Genomic DNA, 16,176 nt, shown 5'->3' on the forward strand with positions numbered 1-16,176 from the left:
ATTATAATTTCTCCAATTCTTTATTTGAAAAAAGTTCTTCCCAAACTATAATTTTTGTTTGATTTGGCAAATTATTTATTATATTATCCCTAATTATTTTCCCGAATGAATGTGAAAAAATCAAGACAATATCAGTTGGTTCTTTTATTAAATCTACTTTATTTTCTATTTTTATATCAAAACCTGCATAAAATTTATTTTTTATTTCAGGATTATCATCAAAAAATCTTAATTTTTTAATCTCAATTTTTGAAGTGAATAAAATATTTAAAAATCTTGATGGTACATATACTCCTAATGATAAATCATCTTCTACTATTTTATTTAAAAAACTTTTCAATGAATCTAATTTTTCTTTAGACTTAACAAAAAAATCATTAGATTCTTTATATGCTATTTTATAATCTTCTTCTGATAATTCCAATTTCTGCTCTATTGATATACTTCTGTACAATAACCCACCATAAGAAGATTTACTTTTGTTACATATTCTATATCCACTTTTGATTATTAAATTATTCAAAGATTTATTTGTAAAATAGCTATAATGCTCATGAAATAACATACTAATATCACCACTTAAAATAAATGGTTCTACATCTGGTACAGAAAGTATAATTAATCCATCAGAATTTAAATATTTAGATAATAAATTTAAAAAAGATGAAGGATTTTCAAAATGTTCCAAAACAATCGACATAATAATTACATCAAACTTACCTTTTATATGATTGGTAGGAAAAAAATCATGTATAACATTAACATTATATTTTTCTTTAGCTTTTAAACAATGAGCACCAGGCTCAACTCCAATAACATTGTGACAATAATTTTTAATTTGAGATAATAACAAACCTGTACCACTACCAATCTCTAAAATATTCATATCTTTTAACAGATTTCTCTCTATTGAATCTAAAAAAAACTCTATAAAATCATTAGCATACTTTATATTTTCACTATCATCAGTTATAACTCCACCAACGATAGAACCTTGTCGATATGCTTTTTCTAAATTTATTTTTACCATATCATTAGGTTTTTGTTTTAATAAGCCAATTACATCATCAATTTGTAATTCAAAAGGTAAACTGTTTGGAATACCTTTATCATTAAAAGGTGAATATAACTCTTTATAAATAAAAGGTAATGTATCAATATCTTTTTTAAATATTTTATTCATTTATTTTTACCTCAACAAGTCCTCTTGATACATAACCTTTTTTATATTCGAAACTTTTTTTAATCTCTTCATTTAAAATATGTTTTCTTATTAAAATTTCAGGTTCGTTATATCCCATTAAAGCTCTTATTGATGTGGTTCCTGAAAATCTAGGATTTATTTCAAAAATATATACTTTTTTATTATAATATCTACATTGTACATTTATAGCTGCACTGGCACCTAGCTTTTTTATAACTTTTTCACAAATTGATGTTATGTCTGGAAACTTATCTACAAATCCTTCTGATATACCACTGCTAATTACCAGATTCTTTCCTAGTTGCTCATTACCTGTTCGATTTTTTATTCTTATTCGATTGTTTAGTGCTGTTTCTATGGACTTATGAATTGCAATTGAATTTATAAATTCACCATCCATACTATTTAAAATGCCAACTGTATATTCAGAATCTGGAGTACCAACATACTCTTGAACAATAAATTCATTATACATGTTTAATAAGTATGTAGAAAAAAGCTTCACTTCATCATAAGTTTGTGCAATCATAATATCTTTTGAACCTCCAGCACCAATAGAAGGCTTGATTACAGCAGGGATAAATTTTATTTTTTCAATATCCTTAATTGATTGAATTGTTATACTTTGCGGAAAATCAAAACCATTATCTCTCAAAAAATTCATTGTTTTAGTTTTATCTGTACAAATATCTATCACTTCATCAGAATTGATTGGTAGTAAGATATCTTTATCTTCAAATATATTACGATGTTTGCTTAAAACAGTTAATTCGGCTTCTGAACCTGGAAATAAAACTTTTATAGTGTGTTTTTCACATAATTCTAATATCTTATCAATATAATTTTCACTATTGGCAAAAGGAACGATATAACCAAAGTCTCCTTCTCTTAAGCCTTTACTATTTTTGTTTATATCGGTTGTGATAATGTTCAAATTTAAAGTACTTAGTTTCAATGCTTTGATTATTTGTTCACCAACTCCACCACCACTTGCACCAGTAACCATTACATTTATTTTATTCACTTTCTCTCCCTTTTTAAGATATCTATTACTTTTTTATCATAAAATTTCAACTCTAATTCTTGACAATATTTTTCATATTTTACTTTGATTTTTTTGATAGTAACATCTTGAGTATTTGTATCGACTACAATATAAGATGATTGTTTTGTATAGTCTCTAGGTTGACCAATTGATCCAGGATTTAAAACACAACATCCATAATTATATTGAACTAATGGAATATGAGTATGACCAAAAACATAATAATCATATTTTTTAAATAGATCTTTGTCAATAGATTCTGTATTATATATATGATTTTCACTACTTTCTACATCTCCATGCACCATCAAAAATCTTTTTTTATCAATAACTATATCTAGTATTTCAGACCATTTATTTATAAAATCTTTATTTTCATCTGTAATTTTTTGCTTATTTATTTCTACTAAATATATATTCTCAAGTTTTTTATCGTAATTTATTTCATCTAAAAAATATTTTTCATGGTTGCCTTTAATACAATGAGCATTTATATTTCTTAACCAGTCTAGTACATAATTAGGATTATCATAATATCCGATAGCATCACCAAGAAAAAATATCATATCAGCTTTTTCATCTTCAATTTGTTTTTGTACTGTAGATAAATAATTACTATTTGAATGTATATCAGATATAAAAACTAATTTCATTTATTTTTTCTTTTCCATTCAATATAACTAATAAGTTCTTCTTTAAAAGTCAATGGGTTTTTATACTGTAGTTCATTTTTAACTCTATGTAAAGAAAAATTACATACTTTTGTATTTTCCAAGGGGTCTTCTTTTTCTTGAGTAATTATTTTTGAGTTTGAGTTTGTAATATAGACAACTAATTTAGCTAAATCTATCATGCTTATGTTTTTATCATTTACCAATTCATAAACACCATTTACTTTTTCTTCTACGCATTTTTGAATACATTGATTTATACTTTCAACAGATACAAAATTTTGTTCTCTTTTTCCGCTTCCATAGACATTTATATCTTGATTAGCTAATGCTAAATCTATGAATCTATTAAGTACATTAATTTTTTTATTAAATTTTCCAAAAGGTGAAGAAATTCTTATACTTGCAGTTTCTATTCCTCTATCTTCCATTATTGAACATATATGCTCTCCAGTAATTTTAGAAAGAGTGTAATAATCTTTGATATCATATTGTTTTGTATTTACCATGGAACCAAAACTACTTAAATAAATAAATTTATTTATATTATTCTTAATTGCAAATTCTGACAAATTATTCATCATTTTAGTATTATCTATAAATAAATCGATATTTGCTTCATAAAATGAATTTGGAATAATTGACGCTAAATGAATAATAATATCAACTGAGATATCTTTTAATATTTTTTCAACATCAACATATAAATTTTCAAACTTATAATAGTTTTTATTTGTAGTATTTGAAGTTGTTCCAAATAGCAAGTTATACCCAGAACATTTGAAATTTTCAACTAAATACTTACCAATAAATCCATTTGTTCCCGTGATTAATATGTTTTTCATTAATATTCTTTAATCTTCTTTACTATATACGCAACATCTACACCATCATAACAAGGAAAAGTTATAGTATTTTCTTCTAAAAACATAGCATTTGATTGCACATCGTAGTATTTATTTTTATAGTATGTTGTACCACTTAAACAGTATGTGCCTATGGTAGTTTCTACTTCTTTTTCTTTTAGGTATTTTACAAGTTCATCTCTTTTTATATTTGTAGGTACTTTAAATACTAACGACTGTACATTATAAACTATATCTTTTGAGAGTTTTTGTACTTCAAAACCTAATGGCTCTAGAGCTTTGATATATTCATCTCTTATCTTACTTCTAGAGCTTACTATAGTGTCTAACTTTTGAAGCTGTTTTATACCCATCACACATTGAAGCTCTGGTACTCTGTAGTTGTAGCCATAATCCACAAAGTCAAACTTACCATCAGTCACTTTTGCACCATGGTTTAGTTTGATTTCAAAAAACTCTACATATTTTTCATCATTGAAAGTGATAGCTCCACCCTCACCTGTTGTAAGTAGCTTTCTAGGATGAAAACTAAAGCATGTTATATCTGCTATATTTCCACATCTCACACCAAACTCACTACTTCCTATAGCACATGCTCCATCTTCTATGAGAGGAATATTGTATTTAGTACATATCTTTTTTATGTCGTGAATACCACTTGGATTTCCTAGCGCATCTACAAATATAACTGCTTTTGTTTTTGGTGTTATTTTAGATTCTAATTGTTCTGGTAACATATTGAAAGTATCTAAGCTAACATCTGCAAATATTGGAATAGCACCTAAATCTTCTACCACATTTGCCGTTGCTGGAAAAGAAAAATCTGATACAATGACTTCATCCCCAGCTTTTATATCAAGAACTTTAAGGGACATAGTAAGAGCAGTAGTTGCAGATGTAGTCAAATAAGCATACTTTGCACCTGTATAGCTTTTTATCTCTTCTCTAAACTCTTCTACATATTTACCTTTTGTAAACCAGCCACTTTCAAAAACTTCTTTAAATTCTTTTTGAACTTCTTCAAAAGATATATATGGTTTTATTAATTTTATCATTTTATATTTTCCTTATACCATTTAATTGTTTCTTGTAGTCCATCTTCAAAAGAAGTTAGCTGATAATCTATCATTGATTTTACTTTTGCATTGCTCGCATTGTGACATTCTACATCTGCACCACGAGCTGGTTTATTAAGTATCTCACCTTTGTATTCCATAAGATTAGCTATTTTATAAATCATATCCTTCATACTTATTTGTCCATCAGTAGAGATATTTACACTATCTGCTTTTTGCATAAGTGAATAAAGTTTTATAATTGCATCAACCGTATCTAGTACATAGATAAAATCTCTACTTTGTAGTCCAGAACCATGTATTTCTGGGCTAATCCCTTTTAAAATTCTAAATGCTGTAATAGGAATAATTCCTGCTAAATATCCCTTATAATTTTGTCTTGGTCCATAGTTGTTAAATGGTCTTACTATAAAAGCATCCAAATCAAACATATTTACCCAACTATGAACTGCAATATCAGCAGCTGCTTTTCCTGCTGCATAAGTTGTAGTTGGTTTAATAGGATGTTTTTCATCCATAGGTTCATACTCTGCAGTACCATATACTTCTGACGTAGAAAAATGAACAAGAGTTTTAAAATGCCCTTTTCGTTGATGTTCTAAAATATTCATAATACCATTTACATTAGTATCAAATGCATTTTTAGGATTCACAAAAGAGTAGTTTAGAGCTTTTGTTGCACAATTAAATACTATATCAATATCATGTCTTTCAAATATATAATCAAGTGATGAAGTAATCTCTATATCATCTTTATAAAATATTGCACCCTTTGAAATAGCATCTTTAAGATTTTCTTCACTTCCTACGAAAAGATTATCTACTACAATAACCTCTTTTGCACCTTCAATTAAAAGTCTATCTACAAGATGACTCCCTATAAATCCAGCTCCACCAGTAACTAATATAACACTATTTTTTATTTCGGGTCTTTTTTGCATTTTTTCCTACTTATTCATTTTTTCATCAGCAGATTCTAGTATCTTTTGAAGTCTTATAGCTTGAGTTGGGTTAGAGATAGATTGTTTATTTTCTAAAATACATTCTCTAAAATGGTTAATACTATTATACAAAGCATCTTCTTGTTTGATATAAGGTATCCAAACATCTCCATCCCTTGTTTTTACAACATAGTCATCATACTCTATATCGTCTCCCGATACTACATTCACACCTTTATCATAAACCATAAGTTTTTCAGCTGTTTTCATATCATCGAAAACTACCATTTTTTTATTACCTGCAACTATAAGCTTTCTCTCTTTAAGTGGAGAAATCCAACTAGACTGAATATGTGAAATAAACCCCTCATATCTAAGAGTCAAAAAACATAAACTTTCTTTTGGATTATAATATTTTTCACCAACAGAGTTTATATAAAATGGCTCTTTACCATCCATAAGACAATCAATGATAGCAAGATCATGAACTGCTAAATCCCACATAGCACTTACATCTTTTTTTATTTGTCCAAGGTTCATTCTCATAGCATCTATAAAAAGTATGTCTCCTAACTCTTCATTTTGTATAAGTTCTTTTATTTTTCTAATTACTGGGTGAAATATCATAATATGATCAACATGAATGATAAGATTTAACTCTTGTGCTAACTCTTGTAGTTCTTCAGCTTCTTTTACTGTCGATGTAAATGGTTTTTCTACATATACATGTTTTCCGGCAAATAGTGCTTCTTTTACAAGATTGTAATGTCCACTTGTCTCAACCGCAACTGCAATAGCTTGAATATCTTTATTTTGAAGAAGTTTTTTATAATCAGACTCATAAGTAGTTTGCTCAATATATACACTTCTTGCTTTTTCAAGTCTATCCTCTTTATAGTCACAAATTGAATATAAATTTAACTCTTTATTAGCATGAATATTTTTAGCTACATTTGGTCCCCAGTATCCAAAACCAATGAGCCCTATATTAATCATTTGGATTTCCTTCTATCTTGTTACCCATTTTGTCAACATAGCTATAATGCTTTGCAGGATTTCCCTTAACTAAACTATAAGCTTCCACATCTTTGGTCACAACACTTCCCGCAGCAACCATACAATATTCTCCAAGTGTTATACCACATACTATTGTTGCATTAGCACCAATACTTACCCCTTTTTTAACAAAAGTCGGTGTTATCTTCCATTCTGTATCAAATGCTCTTGGAACTTTATCATTTGTAAAACAAGCATTTGGACCTACAAATACTTCATCTCCTATAGTTACCCCATGATATATTGAAACACTATTCTGAATTTTGCAGTTATTTCCAATTTTGACTTCAGCATCTATATATGTATCTTTTGAAATGATACAGTTTGTTCCTATATTACTTTTTTCTCTTATTTGAGAATTTATCCAAATTTTTGTTCCATCACCTATTTTTGCTTCTGCTGACACATTTGCTGAGGGATGAATATAAATATTAGCCATTTACAATCTCGATAACATAGTCTTGTTCATCATCTTTTAAAAATGCAGACATAGGTAAAGCCATAATATCTAATGATACTTTTTCGGTAATAGGAAAATCACCATTTTTATATCCAAGATAAGTAAATACCTCTTGAAGATGTAGAGGCAATGGGTAATAAATAGCAGTTGGAACACCTTTATCATTACATTTTTTAATCATTTCATCTCTATTTGACACTTTTATACAGTACTGTGCCCATGCTGAAACTAAATTATTTTCCACAAAAGGTACAATTACATTTTTTAGATTTTGAGAATATTTTTGTGCAATTTTTTGTCTTTTATCTAATTCTTCTTTAAAATATTTTAATTTAACATTTAAAACACCTGCTTGAATTGTATCAATTCTTCCATTCATCCCAATATGACTATGAAAATATTTAGAAGATTGACCATGATTTAAAATTACTCTCATTTTTTTAGCTAATTCATCATCATTTGTAAATATTGCTCCACCATCTCCATAACATCCAAGAGGTTTTGCCGGGAAAAATGAAGTTGTAGCAATATCTGATAAATTACAAGATTTTTTATTTTTATATGTTGCTCCAAAACTTTGAGCAGCATCTTCTATAACTTTGAGATTATACTTTTTAGCTATTTTATTAATAGCATCCATGTCAGAAGTTTGACCAAAAATCGATACAGGCATAATAGCTTTTGTTTTTGAAGTAATTTTTTCTTCTATTTTAGTTGGATCTAAATTGTAAGTTTTTTCATCAATATCTACAAATACAGGAGTAGCACCAACAAATGCTATCATTTCAGCTGTTGCTATAAAAGTAAATGGAGAAGTAATTACTTCATCTCCAGCTTTTATATCAAATGCCATTAAAGCTAATAAAAGAGCATCTGTTCCACTACTACAAGCTATAGAATGTTTACATCCAACAAATTTTGATAAATTTTCTTCTAGTTCCGCTACTTTTGAACCCATTATATAAGAAGAAGTATTCAAAACATCATGTATTTGCTCATCTATTTCTTGTTTATAAGCTTGGTATTGAGCTTGTAAATCTATAAAGTTTATTTTCATTATTTTCCTTCTATTAAAATTAAATTATCGTTTTCTATTTTATATTTACTATTATCAAAACTATCTATTGCAATATCATTTTCATCAAACTTTAGTGTATTTCCAGCTTTTGATACCCAACCTATTTGCCGTGCAGGAACTCCAACCATAAGTGAGTATGGTTTCACATCTTTATTTACTACTGTTCCACTTCCAATAAGTGCATATTCTCCAATAGTAACTCCACATACTATAGTTGCATTTGCTCCAATAGAACAACCTTTTTTAAGAAGTGTTTGTTTAAACTCTTCTCTTCGTACTATAAAAGCTCTTGGATTTGTAACATTTGTAAAAACCATAGAAGGACCTAAAAAAACATCATCTTCTACAACAACACCTTCATAAATAGAAATATTGTTTTGAACCTTAACACCATTACCAATAGTTACCTTTGGTCCAACTACACAGTTTTGTCCAAATGAACAGTTTGTTCCTATGTTTGAACCTGATAATATATGCGAAAAATGCCAAACCTTAGTATTATCACCTATCTTAACATTATCATCTACAAATGAAGATTCATGTGCAAAAAAAGTAGCCATTAAACTAGTACCTTTTTACAAAATGGATGATATTCTCCTTGAAGACCAAGAGGAGTGAGTTTTCTGATAACTGAAACAATATTTATAGAGTTTCTAGCTTCGTCTAAACCAAATCCACCACCATTTAAAATATGTTCATAAGATCTAGTATGTAAGTCTGTGAATCCTTCTGAGAACTCAAATTCTTCACCATCAACAGTGATACTTCTATAAGTTGTTTTTCCACTAGCTCTTATATTTTCGGGAATATAGTCGTAGTTTACAGATAAAAACCATCTTACATTTGCATTTTTCAATTTCATAAATCCAGCATTTGCATCTGGATGTTTTAAATGAACTAGATTTTCTTCAATAGGTCCAAATATCCAAGAAAGCATATCAAAGAAGTGAACTCCAATATTTGACGCAATTCCACCACTTTTTGCTTCATCACCTTTCCATGATACAAAGTACCATTTCCCTCTTGAAGTTAAGTATGTAAGATCTATATCATATACTTTAGAAGGATTTTGTTCTAACTCTTTTGCTATTTTATTTTTAAGAGCAATAATTGAATCATGAAGTCTTAGTTGTAAAATATTATAAACTTTTTTACCAGTTTCTTCTTCTATAACTTTTAATTGGTCAATATTATGTGGATTTAAAACTAAAGGTTTTTCACAAATAGCATGAGCACCATTTTTAAGTGCAAACCTAATATGAGAATCATGTAAATAGTTTGGAGTTGTAATTCCAATATATTCTATTTTTTTATTTCCATCTCGATGCCATTTATCAACAAACCTATCAAATCTTTCAAATTCTGTAAAAAAATGAGCTTGAGGGAAATTACTATCCATAATTCCAATTCCATCATATGGATCAAGAGCAGCAACTAAATCATTTCCTGTATCTTTTATAGCTTTCATATGTCGTGGAGCTATGTATCCTGAAGCACCTATTAGTGCGAAGTTTTTTTTATTTGGCATTTTATAATCTCCATGAAGGATTTTTAACAATCCCTTTAATATCTATTATCGTTTCATTACCTTCAGAAATGTTTCTATAATCTTCTTGCGTTAATTTTATAAATTGATGATGTGCAACTGCAACGATTATAGAATCATATTTTTTATTTCCTTCAAAAGGATTTGTTTCCATTAGTTTATGAGTAAAGTGAGTTCTTTCTTCTGTTAAATCAACCCAAGGATCATATATATCTACATTTACTCCATATTCATTTAACTCATCAACTATATCTGTTACTTTTGTATTTCTTAAATCAGGACAATCTTCTTTAAAAGTTACTCCTAAAACTAAGATATTTGAATCTTTTATTTTCTTATTATTTTTTATCATTAATTTGATTGTTTTTTCAGCAATATATTTACCCATTCCATTATTTATTTGTCTAGCACCGAGTATTAGGTTTGGTTTATATCCTAGTTCTTCTGCTTTAAAAGTAAGGTAATATGGATCAACACCTATACAATGTCCACCTACAAGTCCTGGCTTTAGCTTAATAAAGTTCCATTTAGTTGCAGCTGCTTCTATCACATCATTTGTATCTATATTCATGGTATCAAAAATTAATGCTAATTCATTTATAAGTGCAATATTTACATCTCTTTGAGTATTTTCAATTACTTTTGCAGCTTCTGCTACTTTTATTGAGCTTGCTTTATAAGTTCCAGCTATTATAATTGACTTATATAGATCATCAACAACTATTGCAATTTCAGCAGTTGAACCCGATGTTATTTTAAGAATTTTTGTAACTGTATGTTCTTTATCACCTGGATTAATTCTTTCAGGACTATATCCACAGAAAAAATCTTTATTAAAAATCATTCCAGAAACTTTTTCTAATTCAGGTACACAAACTTCTTCTGTAACACCTGGATAAACAGTAGATTCATAAATTACAATATCATCTTTTTTAAGTACTTTTCCAATTGTTTGAGAAGATTTTATTAAAGGAGTTAAATCTGGTCTATTTGAGCTATCAATTGGAGTAGGAACTGTAACAATATAGATATTACAATCTTTTATATCATCACTAGAAGTTGTATAAATCATTCCATTTTTTATAGATTCATTTACTTCTTCAGCTGTTAATTCCAAAGTTCTATCAAAACCACTACTTAATTCATCAATTCTTGGTTTATTTATATCAAAACCTACTACTTGATATTTCTTACTAAAAGCATGTGCTAGAGGAAGTCCTACATATCCTAGTCCGATTATGCATATTTTTTTCATATATTACCTTTGTTATTTTTGTATTGATTAAGTTCTAGTTGTAGTTCTTCATACTCAGCTTTTTTTCTAGCTATAAATTTTTCAGTTAAAAGTATTTTTTCTTTTATACCTTTTTGTGTTAAAAGATATTTATAATTTTTTTTATTTTCTGATGTTGCAAAATTTTGAGCTTTTATATAACCCTTTTCTATCAAGGCATTTAAAATATAGTTTATTTTTCCCACAGAAAAACCTAACTCAATTGCAAGTGTAGTTTGTGATTTGATAGATTCAGATTTTCTAAGTACTGCTAATGTTAGTTCATCATTATACAAATATACTTCTCCTGTGATTTTCAAGTTTTGAATTTTAGCTTTTTTAAGTTTAATATTTTATTATTTTAATTAATAAAGTATTATGATAAATAAAATTATTAGTATTCTTTAGTTAAACTTGCGCTCTTTAAAAAATATTAAAAAGAAAAAACCATAAAATAATAAGGCTGGAATCAAATTTGCAAAATAAAGAATACTCAGAAGATGAGATTGATTTAAGAGAATTGTTTCAAACTATTTGGAATAGTAAAAAGTTTATTGTTATTTTTACATTTTTAATAACTCTATTATCTGTTATTTATGTTTTTTAAAAAAATCCAGTTCCAATATATAAAGGAAAAGTATTTGTCGAAATAGGTCAAATCCAAAGTCAAAATTTTGGTGAAAAGATTTTAGATACTCCTGCTAATTTAGCAGCAATTTTAAAATTAGAATTCAATATTAATACTTCAATACCAAAAGGTACAAATAGTTTATTGGAAATAAGTTCAAATAATATTAATAATGAAACAATAAAAAATGATTTACAAAAGTCAGTAGAATTTATATTAAATAGACATAAAGAAAAAGCAAATTTTTATGAAAATACAATCATGTCAAAACAAATCGGAGATATTGTAATAAATAATACACCTATTAATACTCTTAAAAAATCACTAATCGTAATTGTTGCTTTTGTAACTGGATTTATCTTGTCAATATTCTTAGTATTTTTTATGCAATTTATTTCAAGTATGAAAAAAACTCATCTTTAAATTTTTCTCTATTTTACTTATACTCTCTTCATTTATTTCAAGCTCATTAGCCCTATTTCTAAATGTAGAAAAAATCTCAATGGTTTGTTCAATAATCTCTTTTACAATATTCTCTTTTAATGAGTGTAGTTTTGCAATATCTAACAAATCTTTTTTTGTAAAATCATTTGTTTTACCTCTTAGAGATAATTGATGATTTTTAGTATAACCTGTTCCATTTGCATATGTTATATCATAAGCAGGACTTAAACTCCAAATTCCTTTTTCATCCATAAGAAATGCAAAGTTTTTTGCATGGTCATCTTGATTTCTTCCTATTATATTAAAAACCATTCTTCTATAAAGTTCATATAAATCTTGTTGATTTCCTGTTAAATATCTAGTTAATCTAAAAAGTTCATCATAAGAATAATGCATTGGAATATTAAAATTACAGTGAGTAAGTCCAGCAACACTATGAAGATGTTTAGCTTTACCAGTTACTCTATCAAATCGTTTAATTAAATAGTGAGTTAAATTTCCATGTTCTAATAATTCAATATTAGGAACTTCAATTTTTGCTTCTTTTGCCATATTCATGTACAAATATTCAAGTTTTGTGTAATCTTGGCTTTTTTGATTATCATTTAAAAAATCAAACTTTATTAGATAATGTTCAAATCCAATAGGTAATTCTTTTTTTATACCACTTATTATCTCTTTTGAATTGGGGTTATATCCTATAATCGCTTTTGCACGAGCGCCTCCAGCACTTGCAGCACTATCCATGAAAGTAAGCATTTCATCTACAACTTCAATTGCATCACCACTTATGATTTTTTTTGCATTTTCATAAAAACTATTTAGTTCGATTAATTCTTGTTGTTTATGCTTATCAAGTTTATGGATTGAGGGTTTATAAGAGATTGCACCTATACTTTTATCACCTACAAACATAAGTTTTTGAACAACATTTAATTCATAAGATGGAATATTTTTTGATTCAAAATATCTTTCAATTACTTTTGTTCCAAATTTATCTGGCAAACTATCATGAAAAACTCCAGCTAAGCTTTCAAAATAGTGTTCATCATTGTTTGTATAAACACCTTCAAGAGACAAAGGAAGTTTTAAGGGTGAAATTTCTAAGTTAGAGTTTTTAAACTCTTTATCATATTCAAAATACACTCTTGCATCTTTTAATAAAATAGTTCCGATCTTTTTATCATAGATAAAAGCTTCAACTTCATATTGGCTCATTTAATTATCCTTTTTGGAAGTTTAGATTCATTTTTTATTTCTTCTAAACTTTTTATCTCTCTTTGTTTTAATAAGCCTTTTAAATTATCAAAAAGTCGTAAGGCAATAAGAAGTTTCAGTATATTTTCAAGAGAAGCTCTTTTTTTATAAACAAAATCTTTATAAGTTGGGAATGGAATATCAGCTTTTAAAGCTAACTCTTTTTGTTGAAGCTTTTGGACTTTTCTTTCATTCTCAATAAGTTCAATGGTTTTTTCTATTAATTCAATTGGAGTTGATAGTTCTAACATTTTAAACCTTTAGATATGTTATTACATATTTTATATATCTAATAATATCATAAAGTATGTAGTTTTATATATTAATTAAACTTTCACCTTCTAAAACAGATATTACATATTCAATAATTTCATCATTTATATAAAGTAGGGATTTTTGTAGTTTTTTATAAATTATAATATCTGTAAACAAATCAAATGAAGTTTCAAAGCACCTATAAATAGGGCTTTGAGAATAATTATAGTTAATTGTAGTTAGATTAAATCGTAATCTCTTTAATATCAGCAATCTTTCTAAATCCTTGATAAACTAATCCAATTAAATTTTTTCTATTTGTTTTGATTTTTTCATTTTCATGATTTACAAATACATTATCAAAAAAGCCATCAAGTTGTGGTTTTAGTGCAAATAATGCTTCTAATTCTTCATCATAAGTTTCATATGATTTGAAACTTACTTCATTGTATTTTGTATATAACTCTTTTTCTTCATCATTTTCAAATAAATCTTCATCTATTGCAAGTTTTTTATTTACATCAACATCTTTTATAATATTTGCAACTCTTTTAAAAGTAGTAACATATTCTTTGAAATTATCACTTTGAACTATGGGGTTTAAGGCACATATTTTTTGAGATATTTTATAAACATCTGTTTCACTACTTGCAAGTACGGCTTTTAATACTGTTGGATTTACTTCAAAAATTTTAAATAATCTTTCATTAAAGAATTCAACTAAAGCTTTTTTGTCTAAGTTTTTGTAGTTTACTGATAATTCATCAATTATTTTAGATAAATCCAATGATAATTTATGTTCCATTGCAATTTTGACGATTCCAGCTGCTGCTCGTCTTAGTGCAAATGGGTCTTTTGAACCTGTTGGAATTTTACCAACACTAAATAATCCCATTAAACTATCTAATTTATTAGCCAATGCAACGATTGAAGAAAATACATTTGATGGAAGTTCTGAATCTTCACCATCTGGTAAATATTGCTCTTTTAAAGCTGTGTAAACCAGTTCATCTTCTCCTGCAATTTTTGCATAGTAATAACCCATAAGTCCTTGCAGTTCTGTAAATTCATAAACCATTTCTGACATTAAATCTGCTTTTGAAAGCATTACAGCTTTTTGTAAAAGTTCTTTCTCTTTTTCTTTAAGTACAAAAATATCTGCTAAATAAGAAGCAATTTTTGCCTCTCTTTCGCATTTTTTGTACATTGAACCCAGACCCTCAACAAATACTAATTTTTTAAGTCTTTCATTTGATAAACCGTTTTTAATATCATTTTTGTAAAAAAACATCGCATCAGCTAATCTTGGTCTTAAAACTTTTTCATTTCCAGCGATTATATATCCAAAATCATCAGTTTTTGCATTTGAAACAACGATGAAATTATTTGTTAAATTTCCATCTTTATAAACTGCAAAATATCTTTGATTTTCTTTCATTGATGTTACGATTACTTCTTCTGGTAATTCTAAAAATTCAACATCAAATTTTCCAATTAAAGCTGTTGGATACTCAGTAATCGCCACAACCTCTTCTAAAAGTTCAGTATCAATTTCAATTTTAATATTGTGTCTTTGTTCTATACTTTTCATTTGTGAAAGAATTTTTTCTCTTCTTTCATCTGGATATAAAATAACTCCACTTTTATCAAGTTTACAGAAATAATCTCCTGCAAAAGAGTAAGAAAATGGTTCATAAGAAACCATTCTATGAGCAAATGAGAAGTTAGATGATTTAACTCCAAAAAGTTCAGCATCAACAATTTCTTCACCTAAAATAATAGATAAACTTCTAATTGGTCGAATAAAACTATCTGTTCTCTCAGCCCATCGCATAGATTTTCCGAAATTTAAAGAATGAACAAATTCATTTATCATTTCATTTAATAAATTTTTTGATTCATTTCCTTTTACATTTTGTTTAAAATAAAGAACTTCACCTTTTCCTAAATCAACTTTTTCAAGTTCACTAACATCAACACCACATTTACTAGCAAAACTAATAGCAGCACCCGTTGCAATTCCATCTTTGAAAGCTATTTTAACAGGCGCTCCAAATTGTTCAACAATAGAATCTTCTTGAGTTACTTGAAATTCTCGATGCCATAATACTAATCTTCTTGGTGTATAAAAGAAATCAAATTCACAAAGTAATCTATTTTTTTCTAATATATCACTCCACTTTTTTTCAATATTTGGTAATTCATTTAAAAATGGAATCGCTGGTAATTCTTCTACACCAATCTCAATTAATAATGGTTTATTCATCTATTTTATCCTTGTTAGAGTTCTTGTTTTCATTTTCTTCGATTTTGTCTGTATGTTTTTTTATTTGTTGTCTGTTAAAGTTGATGATGAACATTGCAACCATAATAACG

General features: G+C 27.3%; 19 protein-coding genes. 2 read left to right on the plus strand and 17 right to left on the minus strand.

All coding sequences use genetic code 11. The annotated features are described in order from the left end of the window. Window position 1: 1 nt before the first annotated feature. Genes B0174_RS09475 through B0174_RS09535 form a run of 13 tightly spaced genes read right to left on the minus strand, consistent with a single transcriptional unit; the run spans window position 2 to window position 11,512 of the window. Complete coding sequence (locus B0174_RS09475; protein ID WP_108560058.1) at window positions 2–1,183, minus strand: class I SAM-dependent methyltransferase; 1,182 nt, start codon at window positions 1,181–1,183, stop codon at window positions 2–4. Next, the gene (locus tag B0174_RS09480; protein WP_108560060.1) at window positions 1,176–2,228 is read right to left on the minus strand and encodes an ATP-grasp domain-containing protein; all 1,053 of its coding nucleotides are present in this window, start codon (window positions 2,226–2,228) and stop codon (window positions 1,176–1,178) included. The genes B0174_RS09475 and B0174_RS09480 overlap by 8 nt, the downstream gene beginning before the upstream one ends. Next, window positions 2,225–2,902, minus strand: coding sequence for a metallophosphoesterase family protein (locus B0174_RS09485; RefSeq protein WP_108560062.1), 678 nt, complete (start codon window positions 2,900–2,902; stop codon window positions 2,225–2,227). The genes B0174_RS09480 and B0174_RS09485 overlap by 4 nt, the downstream gene beginning before the upstream one ends. Further along, window positions 2,899–3,765, minus strand: a complete 867-nt coding sequence (locus tag B0174_RS09490; protein ID WP_108560064.1) for an NAD-dependent epimerase/dehydratase family protein — start codon at window positions 3,763–3,765, stop codon at window positions 2,899–2,901. The genes B0174_RS09485 and B0174_RS09490 overlap by 4 nt, the downstream gene beginning before the upstream one ends. Further along, on the minus strand, window positions 3,765–4,841 hold the full coding sequence (locus B0174_RS09495; protein WP_108560066.1) for a DegT/DnrJ/EryC1/StrS family aminotransferase: 1,077 nt from the start codon (window positions 4,839–4,841) through the stop codon (window positions 3,765–3,767). Before B0174_RS09495 ends, B0174_RS09490 begins: the two co-directional genes overlap by 1 nt. After that, window positions 4,838–5,803: an SDR family NAD(P)-dependent oxidoreductase gene (locus tag B0174_RS09500; RefSeq protein WP_108560068.1), complete on the minus strand. Its 966-nt coding sequence runs from the start codon at window positions 5,801–5,803 to the stop codon at window positions 4,838–4,840. Before B0174_RS09500 ends, B0174_RS09495 begins: the two co-directional genes overlap by 4 nt. A 6-nt stretch (window positions 5,804–5,809) precedes the next feature. Beyond that, the gene (locus B0174_RS09505; RefSeq protein WP_165790411.1) at window positions 5,810–6,799 is read right to left on the minus strand and encodes a Gfo/Idh/MocA family protein; all 990 of its coding nucleotides are present in this window, start codon (window positions 6,797–6,799) and stop codon (window positions 5,810–5,812) included. Next, on the minus strand, window positions 6,792–7,298 hold the full coding sequence (locus B0174_RS09510) for an acyltransferase (RefSeq protein ID WP_108560070.1): 507 nt from the start codon (window positions 7,296–7,298) through the stop codon (window positions 6,792–6,794). Before B0174_RS09510 ends, B0174_RS09505 begins: the two co-directional genes overlap by 8 nt. After that, entirely contained in the window at window positions 7,291–8,376 is a 1,086-nt protein-coding gene (locus B0174_RS09515) for a DegT/DnrJ/EryC1/StrS family aminotransferase (protein ID WP_108560072.1), read from the minus strand. Before B0174_RS09515 ends, B0174_RS09510 begins: the two co-directional genes overlap by 8 nt. Continuing rightward, window positions 8,376–8,957 carry an acyltransferase gene (locus B0174_RS09520; RefSeq protein WP_108560074.1) on the minus strand — a complete coding sequence of 194 codons (582 nt, stop codon included), beginning with the start codon at window positions 8,955–8,957 and terminating at the stop codon, window positions 8,376–8,378. The genes B0174_RS09515 and B0174_RS09520 overlap by 1 nt, the downstream gene beginning before the upstream one ends. Continuing rightward, window positions 8,957–9,925, minus strand: a complete 969-nt coding sequence (locus B0174_RS09525; protein WP_108560140.1) for a Gfo/Idh/MocA family protein — start codon at window positions 9,923–9,925, stop codon at window positions 8,957–8,959. Before B0174_RS09525 ends, B0174_RS09520 begins: the two co-directional genes overlap by 1 nt. Window position 9,926: 1 nt before the next feature. Further along, complete coding sequence (locus B0174_RS09530; protein ID WP_108560076.1) at window positions 9,927–11,198, minus strand: nucleotide sugar dehydrogenase; 1,272 nt, start codon at window positions 11,196–11,198, stop codon at window positions 9,927–9,929. Beyond that, window positions 11,195–11,512, minus strand: coding sequence for a MarR family EPS-associated transcriptional regulator (locus B0174_RS09535; RefSeq protein ID WP_108560078.1), 318 nt, complete (start codon window positions 11,510–11,512; stop codon window positions 11,195–11,197). The genes B0174_RS09530 and B0174_RS09535 overlap by 4 nt, the downstream gene beginning before the upstream one ends. Window positions 11,513–11,691: 179 nt before the next feature. Between B0174_RS09535 and B0174_RS09540 the strand changes: the two genes are divergently transcribed. Both B0174_RS09540 and B0174_RS09545 read left to right on the plus strand, forming a co-directional pair. Then, entirely contained in the window at window positions 11,692–11,823 is a 132-nt protein-coding gene (locus B0174_RS09540) for a Wzz/FepE/Etk N-terminal domain-containing protein (RefSeq protein ID WP_165790412.1), read from the plus strand. A 165-nt stretch (window positions 11,824–11,988) separates the two neighbouring features. Further along, complete coding sequence (locus B0174_RS09545) at window positions 11,989–12,267, plus strand: hypothetical protein (protein WP_108560083.1); 279 nt, start codon at window positions 11,989–11,991, stop codon at window positions 12,265–12,267. Here the strand turns inward: B0174_RS09545 and B0174_RS09550 are convergent. From B0174_RS09550 to glyS, 4 genes are all read right to left on the minus strand, one after another. Beyond that, window positions 12,241–13,506: a type II toxin-antitoxin system HipA family toxin gene (locus tag B0174_RS09550; RefSeq protein ID WP_108560085.1), complete on the minus strand. Its 1,266-nt coding sequence runs from the start codon at window positions 13,504–13,506 to the stop codon at window positions 12,241–12,243. The genes B0174_RS09545 and B0174_RS09550 overlap by 27 nt on opposite strands. Then, window positions 13,503–13,796 carry a hypothetical protein gene (locus tag B0174_RS09555; RefSeq protein WP_108560087.1) on the minus strand — a complete coding sequence of 98 codons (294 nt, stop codon included), beginning with the start codon at window positions 13,794–13,796 and terminating at the stop codon, window positions 13,503–13,505. Before B0174_RS09555 ends, B0174_RS09550 begins: the two co-directional genes overlap by 4 nt. Window positions 13,797–13,860: 64 nt before the next feature. Then, window positions 13,861–14,073, minus strand: coding sequence for a hypothetical protein (locus tag B0174_RS09560; RefSeq protein ID WP_108560090.1), 213 nt, complete (start codon window positions 14,071–14,073; stop codon window positions 13,861–13,863). Then, window positions 14,045–16,066, minus strand: coding sequence for a glycine--tRNA ligase subunit beta (glyS, locus tag B0174_RS09565; protein ID WP_108560093.1), 2,022 nt, complete (start codon window positions 16,064–16,066; stop codon window positions 14,045–14,047). Before glyS ends, B0174_RS09560 begins: the two co-directional genes overlap by 29 nt. Window positions 16,067–16,176 lie beyond the last annotated feature (110 nt).

It is taken from the genome of Arcobacter caeni (assembly GCF_003063245.1).
GTDB classification, from domain to species: domain Bacteria; phylum Campylobacterota; class Campylobacteria; order Campylobacterales; family Arcobacteraceae; genus Aliarcobacter; species Aliarcobacter caeni.

Excerpts from the sequence above, each read along its gene's own strand:
- B0174_RS09475 (WP_108560058.1), bottom strand. The coding sequence starts at position 1,183 with ATGAATAAAATATTTAAAAAAGATATTGATACATTACCTTTTATTTAT.
- B0174_RS09485 (WP_108560062.1), bottom strand. The coding sequence starts at position 2,902 with ATGAAATTAGTTTTTATATCTGATATACATTCAAATAGTAATTATTTA.
- B0174_RS09490 (WP_108560064.1), bottom strand. The coding sequence starts at position 3,765 with ATGAAAAACATATTAATCACGGGAACAAATGGATTTATTGGTAAGTAT.
- B0174_RS09495 (WP_108560066.1), bottom strand. The coding sequence starts at position 4,841 with ATGATAAAATTAATAAAACCATATATATCTTTTGAAGAAGTTCAAAAA.
- B0174_RS09500 (WP_108560068.1), bottom strand. The coding sequence starts at position 5,803 with ATGCAAAAAAGACCCGAAATAAAAAATAGTGTTATATTAGTTACTGGT.
- B0174_RS09505 (WP_165790411.1), bottom strand. The coding sequence starts at position 6,799 with ATGATTAATATAGGGCTCATTGGTTTTGGATACTGGGGACCAAATGTA.
- B0174_RS09510 (WP_108560070.1), bottom strand. The coding sequence starts at position 7,298 with ATGGCTAATATTTATATTCATCCCTCAGCAAATGTGTCAGCAGAAGCA.
- B0174_RS09515 (WP_108560072.1), bottom strand. The coding sequence starts at position 8,376 with ATGAAAATAAACTTTATAGATTTACAAGCTCAATACCAAGCTTATAAA.
- B0174_RS09520 (WP_108560074.1), bottom strand. The coding sequence starts at position 8,957 with ATGGCTACTTTTTTTGCACATGAATCTTCATTTGTAGATGATAATGTT.
- B0174_RS09525 (WP_108560140.1), bottom strand. The coding sequence starts at position 9,925 with ATGCCAAATAAAAAAAACTTCGCACTAATAGGTGCTTCAGGATACATA.
- B0174_RS09530 (WP_108560076.1), bottom strand. The coding sequence starts at position 11,198 with ATGAAAAAAATATGCATAATCGGACTAGGATATGTAGGACTTCCTCTA.
- B0174_RS09550 (WP_108560085.1), bottom strand. The coding sequence starts at position 13,506 with ATGAGCCAATATGAAGTTGAAGCTTTTATCTATGATAAAAAGATCGGA.
- B0174_RS09555 (WP_108560087.1), bottom strand. The coding sequence starts at position 13,796 with ATGTTAGAACTATCAACTCCAATTGAATTAATAGAAAAAACCATTGAA.
- glyS (WP_108560093.1), bottom strand. The coding sequence starts at position 16,066 with ATGAATAAACCATTATTAATTGAGATTGGTGTAGAAGAATTACCAGCG.